Here is a 25,415-nt window from a genome sequence, read left to right on the forward strand (position 1 = left end):
AAAAAAAGACTTACTATGCAAAGCTTAAGCAGCTTTGCAGATTCCAATTTTTATATTTGTAGTAATCCAAAATTTATTGATTTGGAACCTTTTGTAGTATCTGCCAGAAAGTATCGCCCCCAGACCTTTAAAGATGTTGTGGGCCAGGGAGCCATTACCAGTACTTTGCTAAATGCAATTGATAATAATCATTTGGCACAAGCGCTGCTATTCTGTGGTCCCAGAGGTGTTGGCAAAACAACTTGCGCACGTATTTTGGCAAAAAAGATAAATGAAGATGGTACCGAGCAGGAAGATGAGGATTTTGCATTTAACATTTTTGAGTTGGATGCCGCTTCCAATAACTCTGTAGATGATATACGTAGTCTTATAGATCAAGTTAGGATACCTCCTCAAGTTGGAAAATACAAGGTTTACATCATTGATGAGGTACATATGCTTTCTCAATCTGCCTTTAATGCTTTTCTAAAAACATTAGAGGAACCTCCAAAACATGCCATTTTTATTTTAGCCACTACAGAGAAGCACAAAATAATTCCTACCATTCTTTCTCGTTGTCAAATTTTTGATTTTAAACGTATTACCGTCAAAGATGCAGCTGAATACTTAAAATACATTGCAGAACAACAAGGAATCGAGGCTGAAGAAAGTGCTTTACATGTTATAGCACAAAAAGCAGATGGTGCAATGCGCGATGCGCTATCTATTTTTGATAGGGTTGTTAGTTTTTCTGGAAAGGAGCTTACCAGAAAGGCGGTAACAGAGAATTTAAATGTTCTGGATTATGACACCTATTTTACCGCAACAGATTTAATTCTTGAAAACAAGATTCCTGATTTACTGGTTCTTTTTAATGAAACGCTGTCCCATGGCTTTGATGGGCATCACTTTATCTCTGGTCTAGCTTCGCATTTTAGGGATTTAATGGTATGTCAACATCAAGAAACCATATCACTTTTAGAAGTTGGAGAGGACGTTAAACAACACTATCTAGAGCAATCCAAAAAGGCTCAAAAGGAGTTTTTGTTAGAAGCTCTAGACATGGCAAATGATTGTGACCTAAAGTACAAAACCAGTAAAAACCAGCATTTACTAGTTGAACTTACTCTAATGAAATTGGCATCCATCACTTTTGATGGAGAAAAAAAAAACTCTAATTTCATAATTCCCGCTTCATTTTTTACCTCTGAATCAGAAATCAATGGTGCCACAATAACCAAAAAGGTTGAAGAAGAACAAGAAGTCGTAAAGGATATAAAGCCGCCCGTTGAACAGATTGAAGTACCTAAACCTGAAGTAAACACTTCACCACCTGTTAAAAAAATCCAACTAAAATCTCCAGAAAACAGAGTGTCTGGATTATCATTGTCCAGCATTAAGGCTAAAAAAGCGCATGAAAATATAAAGGCTCCGCCAACTGACCATAAGGAACTCCCAAAAGAATCATTCTCTGAAGAAGACATGTTAACCCATTGGAATGATTTTGTACAGCAATTAGAGGATAAAGGGCGTAAAATATTAGCAAGTAATCTTCAAACTGATATTCCTAAACTAAAAGATAATTTTGTTATTTGGATAGAGCTTCCCAATGATACAATGAAAAAGGAAGTGGAACGGGAGCAAAGCCTCATGCTTAATTATTTAAAGGAAAAAATGAACAATTTCTCCATTTCATTACACATTACCGTGAATGAAATTGTTGCCAAGAAATTTGCTTTTACCCCTGAAGAAAAATATCAAAAACTGAGAGAGAAAAACCCGGCCATAGATATTCTTCGTAAAGAATTTGATTTGGATTTTTGATACAACTCCCCTAGTATACAATTTTGCTCTTTATAAAGCTTCATAAAGAATACCACTATCTTTGTTTATGAATTGTTTTACTAAAAACTTATTAAATGCTCGGGCTAAAACTACCTACAGACCCAAGATGGGTGAACATTGTTGAAAAGAATATTGAGGAAATTCTAACAGACCATGCGTACTGCGAACAAAAAGCCGCCAGCATGGCCATATCCCTTATTATTGGGTTTCCAGAAAAGTCTGACCTAGTAAAAGAGATGACCGCATTGGCAAGAGAAGAAATGGGGCACTTTAACATGGTTCATGACAAAATTGTAAAAAGAGGTTGGGTATTGGGACGTGAACGTAAGGACGAATATGTACTTGAACTAATGAAATTTTTTCCTAAAGGAGGAAGTAAAGAAACCCATTTGGTACATAAACTTTTGTATGCCGCAATGATTGAAGCAAGAAGTTGCGAACGGTTCAGGCTACTTTCTGAAGAAATAAATGATAAAGAGCTTGCAAATTTTTACCGGAATCTTATGGTCAGTGAAGCAAATCACTATACAATGTTCTTGAAATTTGCCAGAAAATATGGGGAGCGAGAAGTAGTAGATGAAAAATGGCAGCAACTTCTGGATTATGAGGCTTCATTAATGCAAAAATTAGGCAAAAAGGAAACCATCCACGGATAACTATTGAGATTGATAGTAAAGTGTTTTTATCATACCGTCTGCCAATCCAATTTTTGGAACGTGTATTTTCTTTGCACCACTCCATTTTGCGGCCGATAAAAATATTTTTGCGGCTGGTATAATTACATCTGCTCTATCTTGATTTAGTCCTAGTTCTGAAATCCTATCATCATATTCCATACTATTCAAAAAATGGTACTGCGCATTCAACCAAATAAAAGATAAAGGCTGCCCTACTTTTCTACCAGACATCTTATGCAGTTTATTAATGTTTCCACCGGAACCTATAATCTCAACTTTTCCTTCTTTGTTAAAATGAGAGGTTATCCATTCTTTGATTTCATCCCAAATAGAATCTTTTACCAAATCATTCAAGATTCTTACTGTACCTATTTTAAATGATTTTGAAGAAATGAGATTTCCTTGATCAAAAATGGTAAACTCAGTACTTCCACCACCCACATCTACATATAGATATGACCTATCATTGTTAATTAGATCTTTTAAATCAGTAGAGGCTATAATTGATGCCTCCCTCTTTCCATCAATGATATCAATCTTTATTCCAGAGTCTTTGTATATATGTTCCACGACCTCATGACCATTATTTGCTTCTCTTAATGCTGAAGTTGCACAGGCCATATATTTCTCAACACCGTATACTTGCATCAATAAATCAAAAGATTTCATGGTTTTGGTGAGGCGATTCAAAGTTGCTTCAGATATTGTGCCTGCAATAAAGGAATCTTCTCCCAAACGGACCGGAACCCTTATCAACTCACTTTTTTTAAATGTAGTTGGCTTACCTTTCTGCTCTATTACATTGTTTATCAATAATCTAATTGCATTAGACCCAATGTCAATGGCTGCAAATTTTCTTATTATCAATTTAGCAAAATTAGGATTCTAGCTTATCTTGGTAATAATCATAAAGTTTAAACTGAGATCTTAATCCTAGACTCGTCTCCTCTTTTTCCCGATAAGCGTTGTCCTGTTTATCAGAAAAAACACGAGCCTTAAGATTATCATTCCAAGAAATATTAAATGTATCTAATAACTCTTGTTTAATATCTTGGTCATAAATAGGACAACCTACCTCTACTCTAAAATCAAGGTTTCTGGTCATCCAATCCGCTGATGAGAGATATATTTTTGGATCTCCTTGATTTCCAAAAATGAACAATCTTGGGTGCTCCAAAAATTTATCCACAATGCTAATTGCCTCAATATTTTCACTCATTCCCTCAACTCCAGGAATTAGGCAGCAAACCCCTCTTATTATCAATTGAATTTTCACTCCTGCCCTACTCGCTTCGTACAATTTATCAACCATCTTATAGGATGTGAGGCTGTTCATTTTGACTTTAATATAGGCTTCTTGCCCCGCAAGTGCATTCTCTATCTCATTATCGATTAGCTTGATAAATGTTGATTTAGTATAATGTGGGGATAAAATAAGGTGTTTGTATTTGTTTATTTTGTAATTGGTCTCAAAAAATTCAAAGACCTTGCCCATCTCTTTCAGTATTCCTTCATGTGCTGTGAAAAGGGTATAATCTGTATAAATCTTGGCCGTGGATTCATTAAAGTTTCCAGTGCTAATAAAACCATATCTTTTGGTTCCTTCGGCTTCTTCCCTTTCAATTAAGCAAATTTTACTGTGAACTTTAAGTCCAGGAACCCCAAAAATTAAATTGATGCCTTCTGCCTGCAATTGATTGGCGTATTGAATATTTGCTTGCTCATCGAACCTTGCCTGTAACTCAATCTGAACGGTAACTTGTTTTCCATTTTTTACAGCATTTATCAAAGCGGAAGCTATTTGACTGTCATTTGCCAAACGATAAACAGTAATTTTTATGGCACGTACCTTTGGGTCAAGAGCTGCCTCTCTTAAAAACTTGGTAACATAGGTAAATGTATGATATGGAGTATAGATCAAATAATCTTTTTGATGTATTTGCTCCAGAAGACTTCCTGTCATGCTTAAACCTTTAACAGGAAGGGGTTCAATTTTTTTATACATTAAATCATGCCTCCCTAAACTTGGGAAACCCATATAGTCCCTTCTATTGTGATATCTCCCCCCAGGAATAACACTATCTGTGTTAACAATATTCATTTTCTCCTTCAGAAACTGGAGTGTATCCTTGTCTATCCTTTTATCATAGACAAAACGCACCGGGTCACTAATTTTTCTATGCTCTACACTGGAAGAAATTTTTTCTATAAAACTTTTTGTCAAATCATTGTCAATATCCAATTCGGCATCACGGGTAATTTTTATCATGTGTGCACTAATGGATTCAAAATCGAACATGGTAAAAACGCTATCTAAACAATACCGTATAAGGTCATCCAAAATGATGATATAGTTTTTTTCACCCTTCTTTGGGAGCACAATGAAACGGTCAATTCCCTTGGGTATTTCAATTAGAGCATATCTATTATTTCCATTGGTTCCCGATGTCTCATCATTTGCCATTACCATTTTAACTGCTAAATAGGCGGCAGTATCTTTTAATAATGGAAACTCTGTTAAATCGTTTAAGATGATGGTCATCAACTCTTGGTTGACCTTTTTGAAGAAATAGTCCCTTATAAATTCTGCCTGGGTCTCATCGACCTCATTCTCATCTATAATAAAAATATTTTCCGTCTTAAGCTCTTCTTCAATACTATTAAGAATTTCAAGGCTTCTTGCCTGTTGCGCAATTACAATCTTTGTGATTTCTTCCAACAGATCTTGAGCTTTCTCTCCCCCTAATACACTTTTCCCCTTTTTACCCGCATCTACAATGCGCTTTACCGTTGCATAGCGTACTTTGAAAAACTCATCTAGGTTGTTACTGAAAATACCAAGGAACCGAAGTCTATCTATTAATGGCACTTTTTTATCCGCGCTTTCTTGAAGCACTCGTGCATTAAAGTGTAACCAACTAATTTCCCTGTTTACGTACTCGTTCTTAACTTTAATCATGTATTATTTCAACTGTTTTGGAAAGATTATTTCTTCTGTGATTCCCTTTGAAATTTTAGACCATTTATCCGTTTCAAACTTAATTTGTACCAGTCCAGAAGTGGGAACGTTTTCAATATACTGATCTCCCCAAGTATTTGCAAGGTTTGTGAACGCATAATTATGTCCAAAAATCATAACTGTGCTCATTTCATCATCAAAACTCCCCACAAAGCTCTTGACACTTTGTCCAGAAAAATCATATAGCATTTCGCTTACTTGAAAATTGTTTAAATCAAACTCAAGGTTTCTCAAAAAAATCATACTGGTATGCAAGGCCCTATTTGCAGGACTGGAATAAGCAAGATCTATTTGAAGGCCCTTCTTCTTAAAGTTTCTTGCCACTATATGAGCGTCGTTGATTCCCCTTTCTTTTAAAGGTCGGTCCTTATCCGAGACTTCATAATCCCATGACGATTTTCCATGTCTTACCAAGATGATAGTCTTCATTGCTCCTTTTTGATTACGTGATAAGAAAATACAACATTAGGGCTGCAAACGTTCAATTTTCCAATTAAAATCTTCTTGAAGCACATATCTAATTCGATCATGCAAACGATTTGGACGTCCCTGCCAAAATTCTATGGAAACCGGTCTTACCAAATAACCGCCCCAGTAGGATGGTCTTTCAAGCTCTTTCCCAATAGATTCTTTTTCCATTTCAGCTAGCTTCTCTTCCATTTCTTCTCTTGATGCTATTGTTTCACTCTGTTGTGATATTATAGCACCTAGTTGGCTGCCAACCGGTCTGGATTCAAAATAGCCATCAGAAAGGTTTTCTGCTATTTTCTCTGCCTTTCCTTTGATGATTACTTGACGCTCTAAATTGGGCCAGAAAAATGAAAGGCAGATAGAAGGGTTTATTTTAAGAGCTTTGCCCTTTTCACTTTGATAATTCGTGTAAAATATAAACCCTTCATGGGTGTATCTTTTCATAAGGACAACTCTATTTTTGGGAAATCCATCTAAACCAATGGTAGAAACTGTCATGGCATTGGGTTCCTCCAACCCGTCGGTAGCCTCAACCTCATAAAACCACTTCTGAAACTGCTCCAATGGGTTTTCTAAAATAGAATCCTCCATAAGAGCACTCTTTTCATAAGACTTTCTGTAATTACTTAAATCTTTTTGCATGATTTGCCTATAGGGATAAACAAATTTCAGCAAAAGAATGCAGATTAAAAAGGTTGATCCCTTTTTGTTTTTACAACCTTGCCATTATATCTCAAAGGATTTTCCATCATCCGCCAGTTCTACACTGGGAAAAACTTCTAATGCTTCTTCTTTAAAGAGATCAATAGATTTGTATCTAGTGGAATAGTGACCCAAAATAAGATTACCAACATTCGCTTTTAGGGCAATTTGGGCCGCCTGTTTGGCTGTTGCGTGTTTCGTTTTTTTACACAGATCTACATTGGTCTCCAGAAAGGTAGATTCGTGGTATAGGGTATCCACGTTTTCTATTAGTGGTAGAATAGCTTCATTGTAAGCAGTATCACTACAAAATGCATAGGTTTTTGGGTATGGCGGGTCAATGGTTAAGTCTTTGTTGGAAATTATTGTGCCATTTTCCAATACTCCATCCGCCCCATTTTTGATATTGCCATATTGGCTTCTATCAATTTCATGTTCAGTAACTGAATCAACATCCAGCTTACGAGGGTGTGGCTTTTCTTTAAATAAAAATCCATTGGTATAAACTCTGTGATCCAATGGAATAGTATGTACACTTACTTTTTCATCTTCAAAAATAAGTTCTGATTCTTTAGAGTCCAATTCATGAAAAATTAAAGGGTAATTGGTCCATGAATCCCCCAGTTTAAGGAACAATGTAATTGCTTCTTTGATTCCTTTTGGGCCATAAACATGCATTTCTGTCTCTCTTCCTAAAAGCCTGAACGTAGAAATGAGCCCTGGTAACCCAAAAAAATGATCTCCATGCAAGTGTGAGATGAAGATATGTTTGATTCTAGCGAATTTGATTTTGTTCTTTCTGAGTTGTACTTGTGTACCTTCCCCGCAATCAATCAAAAAAAGATGGTTACGTATCTCCAGTATTTGCGAAGTGGGATTTGTAAATGTTCTGGGAGTAGCCGAATAACAGCCAAGTATGGTCAACTTCATATACCCAAATCGCGTTCTATTTCTTCCATTTCAATGAGATCTTTTGCTTCCTGCATTGTTGGCACTACACTAATTTCATCTGGTGCTTCGTCATATGACACCTTATTCGTTACCAAAACAAAAGATTTGTTGGAACTTCTATGCTTGTTGGAAATTTCCAAAAACTCCAAAATATCTCCTGCCGTCAATTTGCTAAAAGAGAAAAGGTTTACAATAATATTGTCGTGCTTTAATCTGGGGTAAGCTTTGTTCAAATTTTCCAAGAAGGTAGAAAGTGAAATTTTTTCTTGGAAAACAGTGGTTGTTGTTCCTTTTTTGTCGAAAATCATTTTACCTAATTTTTGATGCCAATAAATAAATCACTGCCATACGGATTGCAACTCCATTCTCAACTTGTTCCAAAATAATGGACTGGTTAGAATCCGCTACGTCACTTGTAATCTCTACACCCCTGTTAATGGGTCCTGGGTGCATGATTACAATCTGTTTGTCTAAGCTATTCAATAGCTTTTTGTTAATTCCAAACTGTTGAGTGTATTCTCTGGTCGTTGGGAAATAACTAATATCCATTCGTTCGTTCTGTACGCGTAGCATATTTGCTACATCGCACCATTCCAAAGCCTTTTTTAGGTTAGTTTCAACCGTTACGCCCAAAGATTCAATATGCTTTGGAATTAATGTTCTTGGCCCACATACTTTTACATTGGCCCCTTGCAATTTTAGAGCAAAAATATTGGATAGTGCTACTCTAGAATGCAAAATATCACCTACGATAACTACATTTTTACCGCCCACATCTCCTAATTTTTCCCGTATTGAGTAAGAATCCAATAAAGCTTGAGTTGGATGTTCATGTGCTCCATCTCCCGCGTTTATAATGGATGCTTTAACGTGTTTTGAAAGAAAAATACCTGCTCCCGGATTTGGATGGCGCATGACCACCATATCCACCTTCATGGAAAGGATATTGTTCACGGTATCTATTAGAGTTTCCCCTTTTTTGACCGATGACTGTGAAGCTGAAAAATTAATGATATCAGCCGACAATCTTTTTTCGGCAAGTTCAAAAGAGAGCTTTGTTCGTGTGCTATTCTCAAAAAAGATATTTGCTATAGTGGTATCTCTAAGCGTAGGAACCTTTTTAATAGATCTGTTTATTACTTCCTTAAAATGGTCCGCAGTTTCAAAAATGAGCCCTATATCTTTTTTGTCCAGATATTTTATTCCCAGTAAGTGGTTTACACTTAATTCGCTCATTATAAATTATTTGTTTACTAAATACACAATATCCTTCCCATCATTCTCCTTCCACAATACCTTTACCTTTTCTTCATTGATTGCGTCCACCTGCCTTCCTCTATAATTAGGTTGAATGGGTAAATGTCTGCTGAATCTTCTATCGATTAGGGTCAGCAACTCTATATCAGAAGGCCTTCCAAAGGATTGAATGGCTGTAAGGGCCGCCCGTATACTCCTTCCGGTATACAATACATCATCAATAAAAACCACATTTTTATCATCAACCAAAAAATCTATCTTGGTAGTGTTTGCCTCTAAGGTTTTTTCTCCTCTTCTAAAATCATCTCGGTAAAAGGTTATATCCAAAAAGCCCAGGTCTATATCTTTTACTTTGTATTCTTCTTTTAGGATTTTTGCCAAGCGCTCTGCCAGAAATATTCCTCTTGGTTGAATTCCTATTAAAACCGTGTTGCTAAAGTCTAGGTGGTTTTCTAAAAGTTGACAAGCCAAACGGTGCAGTATGATGTGGATTTCTTTTGAGGTAAGAAGTACTTTTTGACTCATTTGCTATGCTACCAACTCTGTTGTATGCAAAAGTAAACAATTCTTTAAAAAGGTTGATCACATAAAAAAGCCCCGTCTGTTTCCAGCGGGGCTCCTAATTGATTTTAATAAAACCTGATTACTTTTTAGAATCAGCTTCCATTTTATCTTTCAACGCCTGTAATTGAGAGTTAGCATCGCCTAATGTGGTTTTAGCTTCCTCCGCAGCAGCTGCAGATTTTCTCTTAGCTGTACTAACGTTGCGTTCTTCTTGCTCTCTAAAGATAGCTGTATGGCTTGCTACCACACGTTTAAAATCTTTATTGAACTCAATGATCTTAAATTCTACTTCTTCACCTTTTCCAATCTTCTTACCATCTTCTTTCTCCATGTGTCTTGAAGGAACAAATCCTACAATATCTTCATTGAAATTAACGGTAGCTCCCTTATCAACAACTTCTGAAATAGCTGCTTTGTGGATAGTACCTTCAGCAAATTCAGCTGAGTACTTGTCCCAAGGGTTCTCTGTAGTTTGTTTGTGACCAAGACTCAACTTACGTCCTTCAACATCCAATTCCAATACTTCAACTTCCAAAGTATCACCAACAGCTACAAACTCAGATGGGTGCTTAATTTTCTTGGTCCACGAAAGGTCAGAGATGTAAATTAATCCATCTATTCCTTCTTCCATTTCTACAAACACACCAAAATTGGTAAAGTTTCTAACAATTCCTTTGTGTCTTGAACCTACAGGGTATTTAGAAGTAATATCTGTCCATGGATCTGGAGTTAATTGCTTAATGCCCAACGACATCTTACGATCTTCTCTATCCAAAGTCAGTACTACTGCTTCAACCTCATCACCTACGCTTACAAAATCTTGCGCAGATCTCAAGTGTGTAGACCATGACATTTCAGAAACGTGGATCAATCCTTCCACACCTTCAGCAACTTCTATAAAGGCACCGTAGTCAGCAATAACCACAACCTTACCTTTAACCTTGTCGCCAATTTTTATTTCATCACCTAAAGCATCCCAAGGATGTTTCTCCAATTGCTTAAGACCTAGTTGGATTCTTGATTTGTTATCATCAAAATCAAGAATTACCACATTCATTTTCTGATCTAGCTCAACAACTTCATTTGGATGGTTGATTCTACTCCAAGAAAGGTCTGTAATGTGAATTAATCCGTCAACACCACCAAGGTCGATAAATACACCATAAGAAGTAACGTTCTTAACGATACCTTCAAGTACTTGACCTTTTTCAAGCTGACCGATGATTTCCTTCTTCTGCTCTTCAATATCAGCTTCAATCAACGCTTTGTGCGAAACTACTACGTTTTTGAACTCATGGTTGATCTTAACCACTTTGAATTCCATGGTCTTACCAACATACTGATCGTAATCACGGATAGGTTTAACATCTATTTGAGATCCTGGCAAGAACGCCTCAATTCCAAATACATCTACAATCATACCTCCTTTGGTTCTGCATTTTACAAAACCTTGAACAATTTCTTCTTTGTCATGGGCAGCATTAACTCTGTCCCAAGCCATAATTGTTCTTGCCTTTCTGTGAGACAATACCAATTGACCCGTCTTGTCTTCACGGATATCTATAAGAACCTCAACTTTATCCCCAACCTTAAGATCTGGATTGTAGCGGAACTCGTTCAATGAAATAACACCTTCAGACTTTGCATTGATATCAATGATAGCCTCACGGTCCGTCATGTGAACAACTTTTCCTTGAACCACTTCTTCATCAGCGGTATCAACGAAATTTTCCTCTACAAGTGCTTCAAATTCCTTAAGCTTTGTATCATCTACGCGCTCAATTCCTTCTTCGTACTTTTCCCAATCAAAATTTTCAAGATATTCTTTTGGATCCTGTTTTGGAGTTTCCTCTTTTACTTCTTGTACTGCTGCTGTAGTTTCTTCTACCTCAACGTTTGCTTTTTCTTCAGCCATGTGCTGATTAAAATTTGTATTCCACAGTTTTACAAGAGTTAAACAATTACTGCAGAAGTTGTTATTGATTTTCTATTCCCTTTTTCCTCTTGTCTATTTGTTAAAAAGGAGTGCAAAAATACAATTAATTCCTTGTTTTACAAACCCTTGCCACCCACTTATTCATTTGAAACAATAATTAGTTAAAAATTAGGCTAAAATGTGACTTTTATATATATCTTGTTTCTTAATATTAACCATTAAAACAATTAAGAATATTATGAGTGCAAAAGCAAAATACCAGGCAGTTTTAGATTTAGGTCAAGAATTAGGAATAAAAGATGGTGATGTATCTGAAGATGGAGGAGTCTTGAAAATTAAAGGAGTGGCCAACACGCCTTATGAGAAGAACGCCATTTGGGACAAAATTAAGCAAATTGGTGGCGAAAGTCCATCTGATGTTAAGGCAAATATTAGTGTAGCAGATGATTCTGTTTACCACAGACACACTGTAAAAGGTGGCGAGTCTTTGAGCAAAATTGCAAAACACTATTATGGTGATGCCATGAAGTACAATAAGATCTTTGATGCAAACACCAACATCTTAAGTAATCCAGATGTTATTCACCCTGATCAGGTTTTGGTCATTCCTAACATCTAAGTTGTTGTTACATTGGGTAAAGTCGAGATGTCTCCTGTAGTTCTCGACTGCGCTCGAACTGACTTATACTTAAAAGAAAGCGCCATTTAGGCGCTTTTTTTTCCACCAATTCTAAAATGAGAATTGGTTTTTTCAAAAGCTTCAACTATCCTGAATGCCCGATAGGATTAGATCCAAACTAAATTCCTAACATAGGTCAAATGCTTTTTTTTAGTTGTTATTTTTAACGGTGGTAGATTTACAAATTCGAAAGTAAAAATTCATGGAAAATCTATTAACAAACAAAGTAGAATCCTACAATCAATTCGCTCCATTTGTTTCAATTATCCTTCAAATAATAGGGTTTGCAACAAAGGATGGTGACAACAAATAAATTGTAATTATGAGAACATTAATTTTCATCTTTTTAGTTAGCCAATTTCTAACTTCACAGGAAATCAACAAGACCATTGAAATACACCCATCCAACTGGGAAATATTTGATGGAACTAAAGCTTTGTTTGAAACATTCGATAATAGAAAAACGCTTTTGCTGAACGGAAAGGTATTTGTCAAGAACATTGAATTTTCGAATGGTACTATTGAGGTTGATATATATGCCAAGAATACTCGAAGTTTTGCAGGAATTGTTTTCAGGCGTAAGGCAGGGAACATGGAAGAAGTATATCTAAGGATGCATAAATCCAACCAAATTGATGCAATCCAATATACACCAACATTTAACAAAGACCTGTCATGGCAACTATACAATGAATATCAGGCTAAAGTAGAATTTAAAGAACAAGGTTGGAACAAATTAAGAATAGAAGTTGTAGATGATAAATCAACCATCTATGTTAATGATACAGAAGTATTAAAAGTGGATCAACTAAAAACTGACCACATGAAAGGAGAAATCGGTTTGTTCGCTTTATTTGAGAACAGGTTCTCCAATTTTAAATATATTCAGAAGGATATACCCGATAACTTTTTAGGTAATGATAACAAATTGATTACTGATTCTACTATTATTTCTAAATGGAATCTAAGCCAACCTTTTCCGTATACAAATAAAGAAATTGATGTTACTGATTTTTTTGATCGGGATTATAAGATTGTAGAAACCGAAAAATCTGGCCTACTACCCATATCAAAATTTATTAAAAAATCCTCATCTGGTAATTTTGACAATAATGAAGAAGCTTTTGCAGTAGCAATGAAGATAATAGAATCTGATATTGAGCAACGTAAGGTTTTTTCATTTGACTTTAGTGATAAGGTTATTGTCTATCTAAACAATCAACCTGTTTTTTATGGGAATAATGCCTTCAGGTCTAAAGGCAATCAGTTTATGGGTCATATGAATATCGATGCAAACAAGGTGTCCTTAAATCTTAAAAAAGGACAAAACCTCCTTCATTGTGTTGTAATTGAACGAGCAAATGGTTGGGGCTTGATAGGAAAACTTATTGATTTCTAAATGATCGAAACAAAAAACAATGATGCGAATTCGTTTCTTCAAAAGCCTCATCTACCAATTTCATCTGGATTTTTACCATAAAATTCCCGAACTTCACTTATCAGTTGCCAAACAATCATTAAAACGATTTTTAGCTTAACGATAAGTGCCATTTCCAAAAATATACTCTTTTTTACCTCTTTAGATTTATCTCTAAAACAATGCAGCACCCTTAAGAAGTTAGCTTTTGCTCTTTAGTTGTGCTCTAGATGACCGCAAGAACTAACAGGGCGTTTCATCTAACTTCGTTCTTCAATCACCCGTTGTGAAAAATTGTATATACGCTCAAATTGTTCTTCAAGTCCCATATCGCTATTATCAAACTCAATAGCATCTTCCGCTTTTTTCAAAGGAGATATTTCACGGGTTGAATCTATTCTGTCCCTTTTTTGGACATTCTTAAGTACCTCATCAAAAGTCACCTCTTCCCCTCTCTCCAACAGTTCTTTATAACGTCTTGTAGCGCGTGTCTCTGGGGAGGCCGTCATAAATATCTTTAATTCGGCATTAGGGAAGACAACAGTACCTATATCCCTGCCATCCATTACAATACCCTTCTCCTCTCCCATTTGCTGTTGCATGGTCACAAGCATATGTCTTACTTCTTCAATGGTGGCTACTTTGCTTACTTGTTCGGACACTTCCATCGTCCTTATCGTCTTTTCAACGTTTTGCCCATTTAGATACATCTCTGAAAGCCCCAAAGTTTCATTGGGCACAAACTTTAATTTGATGTTAGGTAATTGTTTTACCAGAGATGGAATATCCTCATTAACACCAACATAGTTGTTATTTAGAGCGAAAAGGGTAACTGCGCGGTACATGGCACCGGTATCCACATAAACATAGTTTAAGGCAGAAGCCAATCTTTTTGCCAGAGTGCTTTTACCTGTTGATGAATACCCGTCTATGGCAATTGTAATTTTTCCCATTACTTAAAAATACCAAGAAAATAAGTTGTTGATGCCACTGAAAAATAATAAACCTACAATTTTTTAGCCTTCTTCACCTTAGCATCTGTAACGGCAATAGCAATGACCTCGCTCATGTCCGAAACATAATGAAATGTAAGCCCTTTTAAATAGTCTTCTTTTATTTCCTCAATATCCTTTCTATTGTCTTCACAAAGGATGATCTCCTTGATACGGGCTCTTTTTGCTGCTAAAATCTTTTCTTTTATTCCTCCAACTGGCAATACTTTGCCACGTAGGGTTATCTCGCCTGTCATCGCCAAACTCTTTTTTACCTTACGTTGCGTAAAGAGCGAAACCAAAGAGGTAAGCATTGTTATTCCCGCACTTGGGCCATCTTTTGGTGTAGCACCTTCTGGTACGTGAATATGAACATTGTATTTTTCAAAAACACCAGAATCTATTCCAAAAGCATCCGCATTGGATTTAATATATTCCATGGCAATGGTTGCAGATTCCTTCATCACCTTTCCAAGATTTCCGGTAATGTTTAGGGTACCTTTTCCCTTGGATAAAATGGATTCAATAAAAAGAATATCTCCTCCTACGCTGGTCCAGGCCAAGCCAGTAACCACTCCCGCCACATCATTATTCTCATACTTGTCGCGCTCCAATCTAGCAGGGCCCAATATTTTCTCTACATCTTGGTTATTGACCTTAATGTTATATTCCTCCTCAATAGCGATGGATTTTGCTGCATAACGCACCATTTTAGCCAATTGCTTTTCCAAACTTCTCACCCCGGATTCCCTTGTATACCCTTCCACAATTTTCTCCATTTGAGGCTTACCAATCTTCAAATCCTTAGCAGTAAGTCCGTGCTCTTTTAATTGTTTTGGCAACAAATGCTTTTTGCCAATTTCAACCTTTTCTTCAATAGTATATCCGGTAACATTGATGATTTCCATACGATCCCGCAAAGCCGGCTGAATGGTTCCCAAATTATTTGCAGTAGCAATGAACATTACTTTTGACAGGTCATAGCCCATCTCCAAGAAGTTGTCGTAGAATTCGCTATTCTGCTCTGGATCTAATACTTCCAACATGGCAGATGAAGGATCACCTTGATGGCTATTGGAAAGTTTATCAATTTCATCCAAAATAAAAACTGGATTGGATTTTCCTGCTTTCTTTAGACTCTGAATAATCCTTCCGGGCATTGCTCCAATATATGTTTTCCTATGCCCTCTAATCTCAGCTTCATCTCTTAAACCTCCTAAAGAAATTCTAACATATTCTCTTCCCAAAGCTTCCGCAACCGATTTTCCCAAAGATGTTTTACCAACTCCCGGAGGACCATAAAGACATAGAATTGGAGACTTCATATCATTACGAAGCTTCAACACCGCTAAATACTCAATGATTCTTCGTTTTACATCTTCAAGACCATAATGATCTCTATCTAAAATTTGTTGTGCTCGTTTTAGGTCAAATTTATCTTTTGAAAATTCGTCCCAAGGAAGGTCCAAAAACAAATCCAAATAATTACGCTGAATGGAGTATTCCGCAACTTGCGGATTCATACGTTGCATTTTGGCAAGTTCTTTTTCAAAATGCTCTTTAATGGTTTTAGACCATTTTTTCTTTTTGGCCTTTACCCGCATTTCATCCACCTCTTCCTCATAAGACAACCCTCCAAGTTCTTCTTGGATTGTTTTCATCTGCTGATGTAAAAAATACTCCCGCTGCTGCTGGTCCATATCACTACGAACCTTGGATTGAATATCGTTCTTCAATTCCAATTTTTGAAGTTCCATGTTCATATACTTCAAAGTGGTAAGGGCACGCTCTTGCAAGTTTGGAATCTCTAGAAGTTTTTGCTTTTCGCCAACGCTCAAGTTAAGGTTGGAGGACACAAAATTGATTAAGAACGAATTGCTTTGAATATTCTTAATAGCAAATGTAGCTTCACTTGGTATGTTCGGATTATCCTTTATAATTTTAAAAGCCAATTCTTTAATAGAATCTATAATCGCCTCAAACTCCTTGCTCTTTTCATTTGGTCGTTCCTCCGATGCCTCTTTTACCGTAGCGGTAAGGTAAGGTTCCTCAGTAATTACCTCTGCAATCTGAAACCGTTTTTTACCTTGAATAATAACTGTTGTATTACCATCGGGCATTTGTAATACCCTCAAGATTCTAGCAACTGTTCCGAGGGTATTGATATCTTCAACACCTGGATTTTCTGTCTCTTCATCCTTTTGGGAAACTACCCCAATGGTCTTATTGCCGTTATTGGCATCTTTTATTAGGTTTATGGATTTGTCCCTTCCAGCTGTAATTGGAATAACTACCCCTGGAAAAAGGACAGTATTTCTTAGCGGTAAAACTGGTAAAGTCTCCGGTAATTCTTCCTTGTTCATTTCCTCTTCGTCCTCTGGTGTTAACAAAGGAATCAATTCTGCATCTTCATCAAGACCTTGCAGGGATATATTGTCAAAAGTTGAAATTTTTATTTCTCCCATATCATATGTTTCGGTCATTTTGTCACAAATGACGCAAATCTTCGGTTTATACTAGACCTACAAACCCTCATAATGTCTTAAAAGTAAGTATTACAAAAGGCTTTAGGTTCTTTTCTTCTGCTATAAGGGCAATTCTTGTGCCATTAAAAATTAAAAATTTAGAAAAAAGTGTAACAATTAATAAATTCATCAATCTATAAGACAAACCATTCATTTTTTGAGCCACCAAAATGAACATACTGATGCACTGCTGCAATTATGCTTAAAGGGTAAGCAAAGTGCCCAACTAGAAATTTACAACATGTACTATAAAGCTATGTACAATATAGCTTTTAGGATTGTAAAGGACTCGGCCGAAGCTGAAGATGTAATGCAAGAATCGTTTTTGAACGCGTTTACGAAACTGCATACATTTAAAGGTGATGTAACCTTTGGAGCATGGTTAAAACGAATTGTGATAAACAACAGTATATATCATTACAAAAAACAGCAAAAAAACAGAGCTGTTGATCTGGATGAAGTAATGTACAAGGTCGAAGACAATGATGAAGTTGCTTTGAATCACAATGGTTACACTGAATTGAAGGCTCAAAAAGTGATGGAGACCATGAAAAATTTAAAAGACAATTACAGAGTTTCTTTGACCTTACATTTAATTGAAGGGTATGATTATGAGGAAATCAGTGATATTATGAATATTAGCTATGCAAATTGTAGAACTACAATTTCTAGGGCCAAGGAAAGTCTAAGAAAAAAATTGACTGTAAATGCTTAATCATGAGTAAAGATAATTTAGAACGATTGTTTGAGAAGCTTCAAAATGATTTTGATTTTGAAGAGCCCAAAAATGGGCATCAAGAACGATTTTTAGAAAAATTGAGCCAAAACAATGAGGTAGTGACCTTACACCAGAAAAAAACAAATTGGTGGAAACCACTGTCCATAGCAGCATCTATTGCTATTATCTGTTTACTGGGTATTCAGGTATTCAACACAAGGCCTTCCATAAAAGAGCAAGTGGTAGAGATTGCCCCAGAAATTTCAAAAACCGAGTTCTATTTTGCCAGCCTTATTGAAGAACAAGTACAACAACTTAAGGATGAAAAATCCCCTGAAACCGCAAAGTTGGTAGATGATACTTTACAACGACTAGAAAAACTGGAGTTAAACTATCAAAATCTAGAGAAAGAACTAGTGTCTGGGGGTAACAGCAAAATGTTATTGAACGCCATGATAACCAATTTCCAAACCAGAATTGATTTATTAAGGGAAGTATTGACCAATATTGAAAACATTAAAAATTTAAAATCATACAATGATGAAAACATTACTATATAAATATGCCTTTTTGGCATTAGCCCTAATTCCTTTCGCTTTGGGAGCCAATACCGATAAAATGGGTGGCAGGTATACCAAGGAAAAGACTATAAAAAAAGAATTCAATGTAAATCCAGATGCGCTTTTCAAAGTAAAGAACAGCTATGGAAATCTTAACATCACATCCTGGAATGAGGACAGGGTTGTAATAGAAGTTCGCATAAAAACAAATGGCAACAATGAAGAAAAAGTGCAAAACAGGCTGAATGAGATTGATGTAGACTTTGAAAGTAGTGCCAGTTTAGTATCCGCTCGTACTCTTTTTGGAGACAGGAACAATAATTGGGGATGGAAATGGGGAAAGCGAAACAATGTACGTGTAGAGGTAAACTACACCATTAAAATACCTGTAAAGAACAGCGTTAATCTTAACAATGACTACGGAAACATTTATCTTAATCGTGTAGATGGACATGCCAAAATAAACTGCGATTACGGTAAAATTGATATTGGAGAGTTACGCGGACGAAACAACGAACTACGATTTGATTACACTTCTCGTTCTACATTTGAATATATCAATAGTGGGGAGATTATAGCAGATTACTCGGGTTTCACCGTAGAAAAAGCTGGAGACCTCACCGTAAAAGCAGATTATACCAACGCCGTAATAAATGAAATGGAGAATTTAGACTACTCCAGTGATTATGGCTCTATTGAAGTAAACAATGTCAATAATGTAAATGGCAATGGGGACTATATTGGAGTAAAATTAGGAACAGTGCATGGAAACGTTACCATAAATTCAGATTACGGTTCACTAAAAATAAGTGAAATGGCTGCCGATGCAGGTGATATGAATATCAAGACCGATTACACAGGAATTAAGATAGGATACAATCCAAAGTATTATTTCGATTTTGAAATTTCAACCGAGTACGCTGGTGTAAGCGGTAGGGATGCCTTTGAAATTAATGTAAGTAAAGAAAAATCGAACCAAAAATATTTTAGGGGATATCACGGTAAAGAGAACTCCGGAAACACGGTATACATTACCAGTGATTATGGCGGAATCACTTTTTATCAAAATTAAGAATCAAATCAAAAAACAATAAAAACACAATCATGAAAAAACTTATCACGTTAGGATTAGCGCTATCTATGGTAGCGGTTACAAATGCCCAATGGGGCAAAAGAGTAAAAGGAAATGGCAATGTTGTTACCGTTGAACGTTCGGTTGGAGATTATGATGCAGTGGCATTGGCCGGTTGGTTTGATGTTGAGCTGGTTGATGGTGATGAAGGGGAAATAACGCTAAAAGGAGAGTCCAATCTTTTGGAATATATTAAAACTGAAGTAAAAAATGGCAAATTGATTGTTAAGGCTGAAAAAGGGGTCAATCTTAGGCCTTCCAATTGGAATTCAGGAATTTATATAACCGTACCTGTCGAAACTATCAATTCCGTTACTTTATCCGGTTCCGGGGATATAGTAAGTAAGACCACACTTAAATCTGATGATTTTGCTACAAGAATATCTGGTTCTGGAGACATTACTTTAGACATAGAAGCCGAAAACGTAGAAGCCACACTATCAGGTTCTGGTGATATTAACTTAGAAGGGAGAACCACAAATTTGGATATTCAAGTATCAGGTTCCGGAGACATAAAGGCGTATGGACTAGAAGCTGAATTTGCTACCGTACAAGTATCAGGTTCTGCAGATGTAAAAGTGACTGTCAACCAATCTATTGATGCACGGGTTTCTGGCTCTGGGGATATTTCCTATCGAGGGAATCCAAAGAAAATTAAAAGTAAATCTTCAGGCGCAGGGGATATTTCCAAGGGATAATTAGGAGTTTATTACCAATCAAAAACAAATCATCATCAATCAATAATTTAAAAGCCCTGACATAAAAGTCGGGGCTTTTACTATTTAATCCACTCATTTGAGTTTTTCCTTTTAGTATAATCAATCAAATTGGAAGGATAGTTTATCCAATCAACCTGTTTAATAATCTTTCCTGATTGGTTAAAAGTCAAAATGGTGACAAAGTGCATTGCTTCAAATTTCTGTTCTCCCCAAAGAAATTCAGTAAAATGACCACTGGTAACCGCTCTATTCCCATCAATCGTCTGTTCATAAATTACGAGTGCGTTCGCCGCTATCTTTTTATATTCTGGATTATTCCAGTCAAAAAAATCTTCAAGGGCTTTTTTCCCTTCAATTCTGTCTGCATTGATAATGTCCTCAAGAACTATTTTTTCGTCATAAAAACCCAAAAACTTTTCAAAGTCATCCCGTTCTTGATAGGTCTTATAATATTGCTCTATAGTTTTTGAAATATCATTGTCATTGGTGGTGCAAGAAATTGTTGTAATTAAGATAACAGCATAAAGTAATATGTGCCACTTCATAATTTTAGAATCTATAGGTTTTCTATTCAGTTTTCTTGTTTACTCTTGTAAGCAAAAATGCCCCAACTAAAAAGAACAGTCCTAAGAAGATGGTACTGTTCCGCATGCTGCCGGTAAGCTGGGCCACTGCACCATATAAAAAAGTTCCTATTACAATACCTATTTTTTCAGCTACATCATAGAAACTAAAAAAGGAAGTGGTATCTGTGGTTTCTGGTAAGAACTTGGAATAGGTGGAACGGGACAAGGCCTGAATTCCTCCCATGACCACACCAACAAGGGCTGCCGCAATGTAGAAATCTGTGGGCGTTTGCAAAAAGTATGCATACACACATAAAAGAATCCAAATGATATTGATAAAAATCAAAGTTTTGATATTACCATAAGCTTTGGAGGCAAAAGCGGTAACCGTTGCTCCAAAAATTGCAACTATTTGAATCACCAAAATACTGATGATAAGTCCAGTAGTGCGCTCGCTATCTGTTCCCCAGCTTATTTCTTCCTCTCCAAAATAGGTAGCAATCAGCATTATGGTCTGTACAGCCATGCTATACACGAAAAAGGCCCCTAAGTAGCGTTTAAGCCTCTTTTCAGTCCCCAGTTGCTTCCAAACACTTTGCAACTCTCTAAATCCATTAAGGACAATGTTGGTGCGTTCTCCTTCCCGCTTATACCCTTTAGGCAGATGCATAAAAGTATACTGGCTAAACAATATCCACCAGATTCCTACGGAAATAAAGGAATATTTCATGGCCTTAATTTCTGCTACCTCTCCTCCCCCATCTGTAATTCCAAATACAGCAGGTTGCATTACCATTGCAAGATTAAAAACCAACAAAATCACGCTACCAATATATCCCAACGAAAAGCCTTTGGCACTAATTCCGTCTTGTTGTTCAGGAAATGCAACATCTGGCAGATAAGAATTGTTAATAGCAAAGCTTACCCAGAAGCCCACTAAGCCAAAAAAGTAACAGACCAAACCAAAGTAGATGTTTTCCAATGAAAACCAATAAAGTCCAATGCAAGATAAAGCTCCCAAATAGCAGAAGAATTTCAAGAAAATCTTTTTGTTTCCTAGATAATCTGCTATCCCAGAGACCAAAGGTGTAACTATGGCAATAAAAACAAAAGCAAGAGAAGTAACATAACTAATCAAGGGAGCCCGCGCAATCTCACCTCCAAATATGGTAACTTTTTCAATCTCCGCTATACGGAACAATGCACCATAAAATATAGGAAAAACAGCCGATGAGATGACCAAACTGTAGACAGAGTTTGCCCAGTCATAAAAGGCCCATGCATTTAACAACTTTTTACTTCCCTTTAATGCGAGTGCTCGTGCCATAGGTTTTTCAAATAAAAAATGTCATCACAAATACTTCCGTTTATTAGGAATGTTTGTGATGACATTAAAGGTTATTTTGGTCCATTGATTATTTAAATGATGTTACTCCAAACTTAGCCGCTTCTTGTTTTGCTGCTGGTGCCCAAGCCATTAAGTTATTAATTCTTGTATCGTTTGAAGGGTGTGTGCTCATAAACTCCGGAGGTGCCTGTCCTCCTGACTTGGCCTTCATTCTTCTCCAAAGATTAGCAGCCTCATCTGGATTATAGCCGGCAATGGCCATAATTTGCAATCCTATTCTATCTGCCTCAGTCTCATGGCTTCTACTAAATGGCAACATAACACCAACTGTTGACCCCAATCCATATGCTTGATTAAACATATTTCGTTTTTGTGGATCTTTAATCGCTACGTTTCCTGCCACTGCACCAATTTGTTGTACCATTCCTGCACTCATTCGCTGTGCACCATGATCGGCCAATGCATGAGCTACTTCGTGTCCCATAACAACTGCAACTCCTGTTTCAGTCTGTGTTATTGGTAAAATTCCAGTATAAAAAACAATTTTGCCACCGGGCATACACCAAGCGTTTACAGTTTCATCATTCACCAAATTGTACTCCCATTTGTAATCTTTTAAATATCCAGGGTATCCATTTGAATCTAACCAACGTTCCGCCGCAGATGATATACGTTGCCCTACTTTGGTTATCATCTGCGCATCTGAAGTGCCGGTTACGACTTTATTATCAGTCAAGAACTGGTCATATTGCGCAAATGCCATTGGAAAAATTTGACTATTGGGGTAAAAATTAAGCGTACTTTTCCCTGTAAAGGGGTTTGTTTTGCATGCTGAAACGGCTAAAAAAATAACCGCTGTAATGATTAACTTTTTCATTTTGTTTATAGTGTTTAGTGTAGGTAAATTACAAAAAATTATTTTCCAACTATATGAAGTTCTGTAAAATCCTTGCTCACTTCAATGGTGTTGTTTCCATTTAGTTTTATATCCTTTGCATTGACCACCTCATTATCCAACTCTATGGTGCCAATGGTAAACGGCAGACCGTGGAACTTTAGCTTAAACTTGTTGTAAGAAGTGATAAAGTCTCCATCTTTGAACTGTTGTATAATCAATTCGTTTTCTTTTCCGCGCAATCTGAATTTTCTTAGGCTATAACGTCCTTTTTTATAATCGTATCCATCTTGCTGGTCTTCATAAACACTGGAGTTCTCAATTCCGTCTTTGTAGTAAACATCTATTTCCAACTCTTTGATTTCTTTTTCACCAACATATTGCTGTATTGGGTATTTAGGGATCATCGATCCTTCTTTTACAAACAACGGAATCGTATCTATTTCTGCTGCCACCCATTTTTCTACCCCTCCGGATACAACTTCATCCGTCCAGTAATTGTACCACTTTCCTTTAGGAAAGTACATTCTCCTACCTTGTGCATTTGGTTCTTGTATAGGGCACACCAATAGTTGTTTCCCAAAAAGAAACTCATCCGTTCTAAAATGTGTTTGGGTATCTTCTTGATCATAGAAAACCAAGGATTGAAGCATGGGCACCCCATTCTTGTTATACCTATAAAACATGGTATATAAATAGGGCAGTAACATATATCTTAATTCAATATACTTTCTTACAATATCCGTTATTTCATCACCAAAAGACCATGGTTCTTGTTCTCCATGATCACCACTGGAATGTACTCTACAAAATGGATGGAAAATTGCCAACTGCATCCATCTAGCAAATAATTCTCCATTAGGTTGCTCAGCAAAACCACCAATATCTGACCCTACAAAGGAATAACCACTCATACACATGCGCTGCATTTGCACATTTGCTATCCACAAGTGTTCCCATGTTGCAACGTTATCCCCTGTCCAAGTTGCACTGTATCTTTGCGTTCCTGAATATGCGGCACGTGTTAAGACAAACGGCCTTCTAGGAAACATGAACTTTTTGACCCCTTCGTATGTAGCACGCACCATTTGCATGCCGTAAACGTTATGTGCCTTTCTATGACTGCAAGGGTGACCGTCATAATCATGCCTTACATCTAGATTTGCCGTTTTGGTAGGAACCTCCATAATGGCGGGTTCGTTCATATCGTTCCAAACACCTTTTACCCCTAAATCCGCAATCATCTCTTTATACAATCCTGCCCACCATTCTCGAACTTCTGGATCCGTAAAATCTGGGAACTTACATTCCCCTGGCCATACTTTGCCTTTAAAATGTGGACCATCTGCACGGCGACAGAAAAACCCATTATCCATAGCTTGTTGATATACCCAATAATCTCGATCTATTTTTATTCCAGGGTCAATCATTGTGATGGTCTTAAAACCATCTTCCTCCAGCTCTTCTATCATCTTTTTTGGATTGGGAAAATGTCGGTTGTTCCATGTAAAACAACGGAAACCTTCCATATAGTCAATATCCAAATAAATAGCATCACAAGGAATCCTTAGCTTTCTGAAGTTTGATGCTATGTCTTTCACTTTTTTTTCTGGAAAATAACTCCATTTTGACTGGTGAAATCCCAAAGCCCATAAGGGTGGTAATTCTGGCACACCAGTTAAATCCGTATACGCCTCCACCACTTGGTTCATTTTTGGCCCATAGAAGAAATAATAGTTCATTTCACCCCCATCCGCCCAAAAACTGGTCACATTCCGTTTCTCGTTAGCAAAATCAAAATAAGTACTAAAAGAATTGTCAAAGAAAACCCCATAAGCAACATTCTCTTTAAGTCCCACATAAAATGGAATGGACTTATATAAAGGCTCTTGGTCTTTACCGTAGGCATAGGAATCTGTGGCCCAATTGTTTACTCGTTTTCCTTTTAAATTTGTGTGAGAGGCCTTATCCCCCATTCCATAGTAACTCTCTCCTGAATGGCAAGTTTTGCTCATTTTCACCACATTTCCTCCGTAGTCATAATTCTCTTCCCAGTGAAACCCTAGCTCATCTTCAATGATGGTCATATCTTCTAAATCCAAAATCTGAACCTTCAAATTGGACTTATTAACATGTATTTTAATTTTTGAAGTGGTTATAACGTACTCTGGAACCTCTTCTTTCACTGTAAGTTCATTATATCCTAAGCTTACATCGTCACTTATGGCATAAGAAAAATCGGGCTCAAAAACGTGCTCTGTGGCATATCTGAAACGAATTGCGCTATCCCGCAGTATGGTGAGCTCTAAAATAACCCCATTATGGGTGGTAAAATAGAGTTTATCATTCTCTTGTTTAAAGTCAACTATATGATTTGGGTATTGGTTACCTCTTTTTTCTACTTCTGTATTGGTAATCATTCTCGGTGGATTAAGACTAACAAAAGAAAGACTTTAGAGCGAG

Annotated in this window: 23 protein-coding genes; 8 read left to right on the forward strand and 15 right to left on the reverse strand. The window is 36.7% G+C overall.

All coding sequences use genetic code 11. The annotated features are described in order from the left end of the window. The first annotated feature begins 81 nt into the window (after nucleotides 1–81). Together LV704_RS01295 and LV704_RS01300 are read left to right on the forward strand one after the other, a co-directional pair. Nucleotides 82–1,803 carry a DNA polymerase III subunit gamma/tau gene (locus tag LV704_RS01295; protein ID WP_163423489.1) on the forward strand — a complete coding sequence of 574 codons (1,722 nt, stop codon included), beginning with the start codon at nucleotides 82–84 and terminating at the stop codon, nucleotides 1,801–1,803. 95 nt (nucleotides 1,804–1,898) lie between these two features. Then, nucleotides 1,899–2,480, forward strand: a complete 582-nt coding sequence (locus tag LV704_RS01300) for a tRNA-(ms[2]io[6]A)-hydroxylase (RefSeq protein ID WP_163423410.1) — start codon at nucleotides 1,899–1,901, stop codon at nucleotides 2,478–2,480. Here the strand turns inward: LV704_RS01300 and LV704_RS01305 are convergent, their stop codons facing one another. The 9 genes from LV704_RS01305 to rpsA form a co-directional block, all read right to left on the reverse strand. Further along, the gene (locus tag LV704_RS01305) at nucleotides 2,481–3,368 is read right to left on the reverse strand and encodes an exopolyphosphatase (RefSeq protein WP_163423409.1); all 888 of its coding nucleotides are present in this window, start codon (nucleotides 3,366–3,368) and stop codon (nucleotides 2,481–2,483) included. It lies immediately after the preceding gene. A 10-nt stretch (nucleotides 3,369–3,378) separates the two neighbouring features. Next, entirely contained in the window at nucleotides 3,379–5,460 is a 2,082-nt protein-coding gene (gene ppk1, locus LV704_RS01310; protein WP_163423408.1) for a polyphosphate kinase 1, read from the reverse strand. A gap of 3 nt (nucleotides 5,461–5,463) precedes the next feature. Beyond that, complete coding sequence (locus tag LV704_RS01315) at nucleotides 5,464–5,949, reverse strand: histidine phosphatase family protein (RefSeq protein WP_163423407.1); 486 nt, start codon at nucleotides 5,947–5,949, stop codon at nucleotides 5,464–5,466. Nucleotides 5,950–5,985: 36 nt separating this feature from the next. Continuing rightward, nucleotides 5,986–6,633, reverse strand: a complete 648-nt coding sequence (pdxH, locus tag LV704_RS01320; protein ID WP_163423406.1) for a pyridoxamine 5'-phosphate oxidase — start codon at nucleotides 6,631–6,633, stop codon at nucleotides 5,986–5,988. Between the two features lie 84 nt (nucleotides 6,634–6,717). Further along, a complete protein-coding gene (locus LV704_RS01325) occupies nucleotides 6,718–7,623 on the reverse strand; it encodes a ribonuclease Z (RefSeq protein ID WP_163423405.1) in 906 nt (301 codons plus the stop codon). Further along, complete coding sequence (locus LV704_RS01330; RefSeq protein WP_163423404.1) at nucleotides 7,620–7,952, reverse strand: ribonuclease Z; 333 nt, start codon at nucleotides 7,950–7,952, stop codon at nucleotides 7,620–7,622. Before LV704_RS01330 ends, LV704_RS01325 begins: the two co-directional genes overlap by 4 nt. Before the next feature lies 1 nt (nucleotide 7,953). Then, a complete protein-coding gene (locus LV704_RS01335; protein ID WP_163423403.1) occupies nucleotides 7,954–8,880 on the reverse strand; it encodes an aspartate carbamoyltransferase catalytic subunit in 927 nt (308 codons plus the stop codon). A gap of 6 nt (nucleotides 8,881–8,886) precedes the next feature. Then, nucleotides 8,887–9,426 (reverse strand): bifunctional pyr operon transcriptional regulator/uracil phosphoribosyltransferase PyrR, encoded by a 540-nt coding sequence (gene pyrR / locus LV704_RS01340; protein ID WP_163423402.1) that lies wholly within the window; start codon nucleotides 9,424–9,426, stop codon nucleotides 8,887–8,889. A 118-nt stretch (nucleotides 9,427–9,544) separates the two neighbouring features. Then, nucleotides 9,545–11,380: a 30S ribosomal protein S1 gene (rpsA, locus tag LV704_RS01345; protein ID WP_163423401.1), complete on the reverse strand. Its 1,836-nt coding sequence runs from the start codon at nucleotides 11,378–11,380 to the stop codon at nucleotides 9,545–9,547. Between the two features lie 259 nt (nucleotides 11,381–11,639). Between rpsA and LV704_RS01350 the strand changes: the two genes are divergently transcribed. Next, nucleotides 11,640–12,020 (forward strand): LysM peptidoglycan-binding domain-containing protein, encoded by a 381-nt coding sequence (locus tag LV704_RS01350; RefSeq protein ID WP_163423400.1) that lies wholly within the window; start codon nucleotides 11,640–11,642, stop codon nucleotides 12,018–12,020. A 382-nt stretch (nucleotides 12,021–12,402) separates the two neighbouring features. Further along, the gene (locus LV704_RS01355) at nucleotides 12,403–13,479 is read left to right on the forward strand and encodes a family 16 glycoside hydrolase (RefSeq protein ID WP_163423399.1); all 1,077 of its coding nucleotides are present in this window, start codon (nucleotides 12,403–12,405) and stop codon (nucleotides 13,477–13,479) included. Nucleotides 13,480–13,757: 278 nt separating this feature from the next. Here the strand turns inward: LV704_RS01355 and cmk are convergent, their stop codons facing one another. Further along, nucleotides 13,758–14,450 (reverse strand): (d)CMP kinase, encoded by a 693-nt coding sequence (cmk, locus tag LV704_RS01360; RefSeq protein WP_163423398.1) that lies wholly within the window; start codon nucleotides 14,448–14,450, stop codon nucleotides 13,758–13,760. 53 nt (nucleotides 14,451–14,503) lie between these two features. Beyond that, nucleotides 14,504–16,954, reverse strand: a complete 2,451-nt coding sequence (lon, locus tag LV704_RS01365) for an endopeptidase La (RefSeq protein WP_163423397.1) — start codon at nucleotides 16,952–16,954, stop codon at nucleotides 14,504–14,506. 217 nt (nucleotides 16,955–17,171) lie between these two features. Between lon and LV704_RS01370 the strand changes: the two genes are divergently transcribed. Genes LV704_RS01370 through LV704_RS01385 form a run of 4 tightly spaced genes read left to right on the forward strand, consistent with a single transcriptional unit; the run spans nucleotide 17,172 to nucleotide 20,122 of the window. Further along, a complete protein-coding gene (locus tag LV704_RS01370; RefSeq protein WP_163423396.1) occupies nucleotides 17,172–17,729 on the forward strand; it encodes an RNA polymerase sigma factor in 558 nt (185 codons plus the stop codon). A gap of 2 nt (nucleotides 17,730–17,731) precedes the next feature. Continuing rightward, nucleotides 17,732–18,292 (forward strand): hypothetical protein, encoded by a 561-nt coding sequence (locus tag LV704_RS01375; RefSeq protein ID WP_163423395.1) that lies wholly within the window; start codon nucleotides 17,732–17,734, stop codon nucleotides 18,290–18,292. Then, nucleotides 18,273–19,364: a hypothetical protein gene (locus LV704_RS01380; RefSeq protein WP_163423488.1), complete on the forward strand. Its 1,092-nt coding sequence runs from the start codon at nucleotides 18,273–18,275 to the stop codon at nucleotides 19,362–19,364. Before LV704_RS01375 ends, LV704_RS01380 begins: the two co-directional genes overlap by 20 nt. 32 nt (nucleotides 19,365–19,396) lie before the next feature. Continuing rightward, entirely contained in the window at nucleotides 19,397–20,122 is a 726-nt protein-coding gene (locus tag LV704_RS01385) for a head GIN domain-containing protein (RefSeq protein ID WP_163423394.1), read from the forward strand. A gap of 80 nt (nucleotides 20,123–20,202) precedes the next feature. Here LV704_RS01385 and LV704_RS01390 read toward each other — a convergent pair whose 3' ends face one another. The 4 genes from LV704_RS01390 to LV704_RS01405 form a co-directional block, all read right to left on the reverse strand. After that, complete coding sequence (locus LV704_RS01390) at nucleotides 20,203–20,688, reverse strand: nuclear transport factor 2 family protein (RefSeq protein ID WP_163423393.1); 486 nt, start codon at nucleotides 20,686–20,688, stop codon at nucleotides 20,203–20,205. A gap of 22 nt (nucleotides 20,689–20,710) precedes the next feature. Next, the gene (locus tag LV704_RS01395; RefSeq protein ID WP_163423392.1) at nucleotides 20,711–22,036 is read right to left on the reverse strand and encodes an MFS transporter; all 1,326 of its coding nucleotides are present in this window, start codon (nucleotides 22,034–22,036) and stop codon (nucleotides 20,711–20,713) included. Between the two features lie 88 nt (nucleotides 22,037–22,124). Next, entirely contained in the window at nucleotides 22,125–22,934 is an 810-nt protein-coding gene (locus LV704_RS01400; protein ID WP_163423391.1) for a M48 family metallopeptidase, read from the reverse strand. 38 nt (nucleotides 22,935–22,972) lie between these two features. Beyond that, nucleotides 22,973–25,372 carry a glycoside hydrolase family 31 protein gene (locus LV704_RS01405; RefSeq protein WP_163423390.1) on the reverse strand — a complete coding sequence of 800 codons (2,400 nt, stop codon included), beginning with the start codon at nucleotides 25,370–25,372 and terminating at the stop codon, nucleotides 22,973–22,975. Nucleotides 25,373–25,415: the final 43 nt, after the last annotated feature.

Origin of the sequence: Flagellimonas sp. CMM7, assembly GCF_021390195.1 — a bacterium.
Lineage (GTDB): Bacteria > Bacteroidota > Bacteroidia > Flavobacteriales > Flavobacteriaceae > Flagellimonas.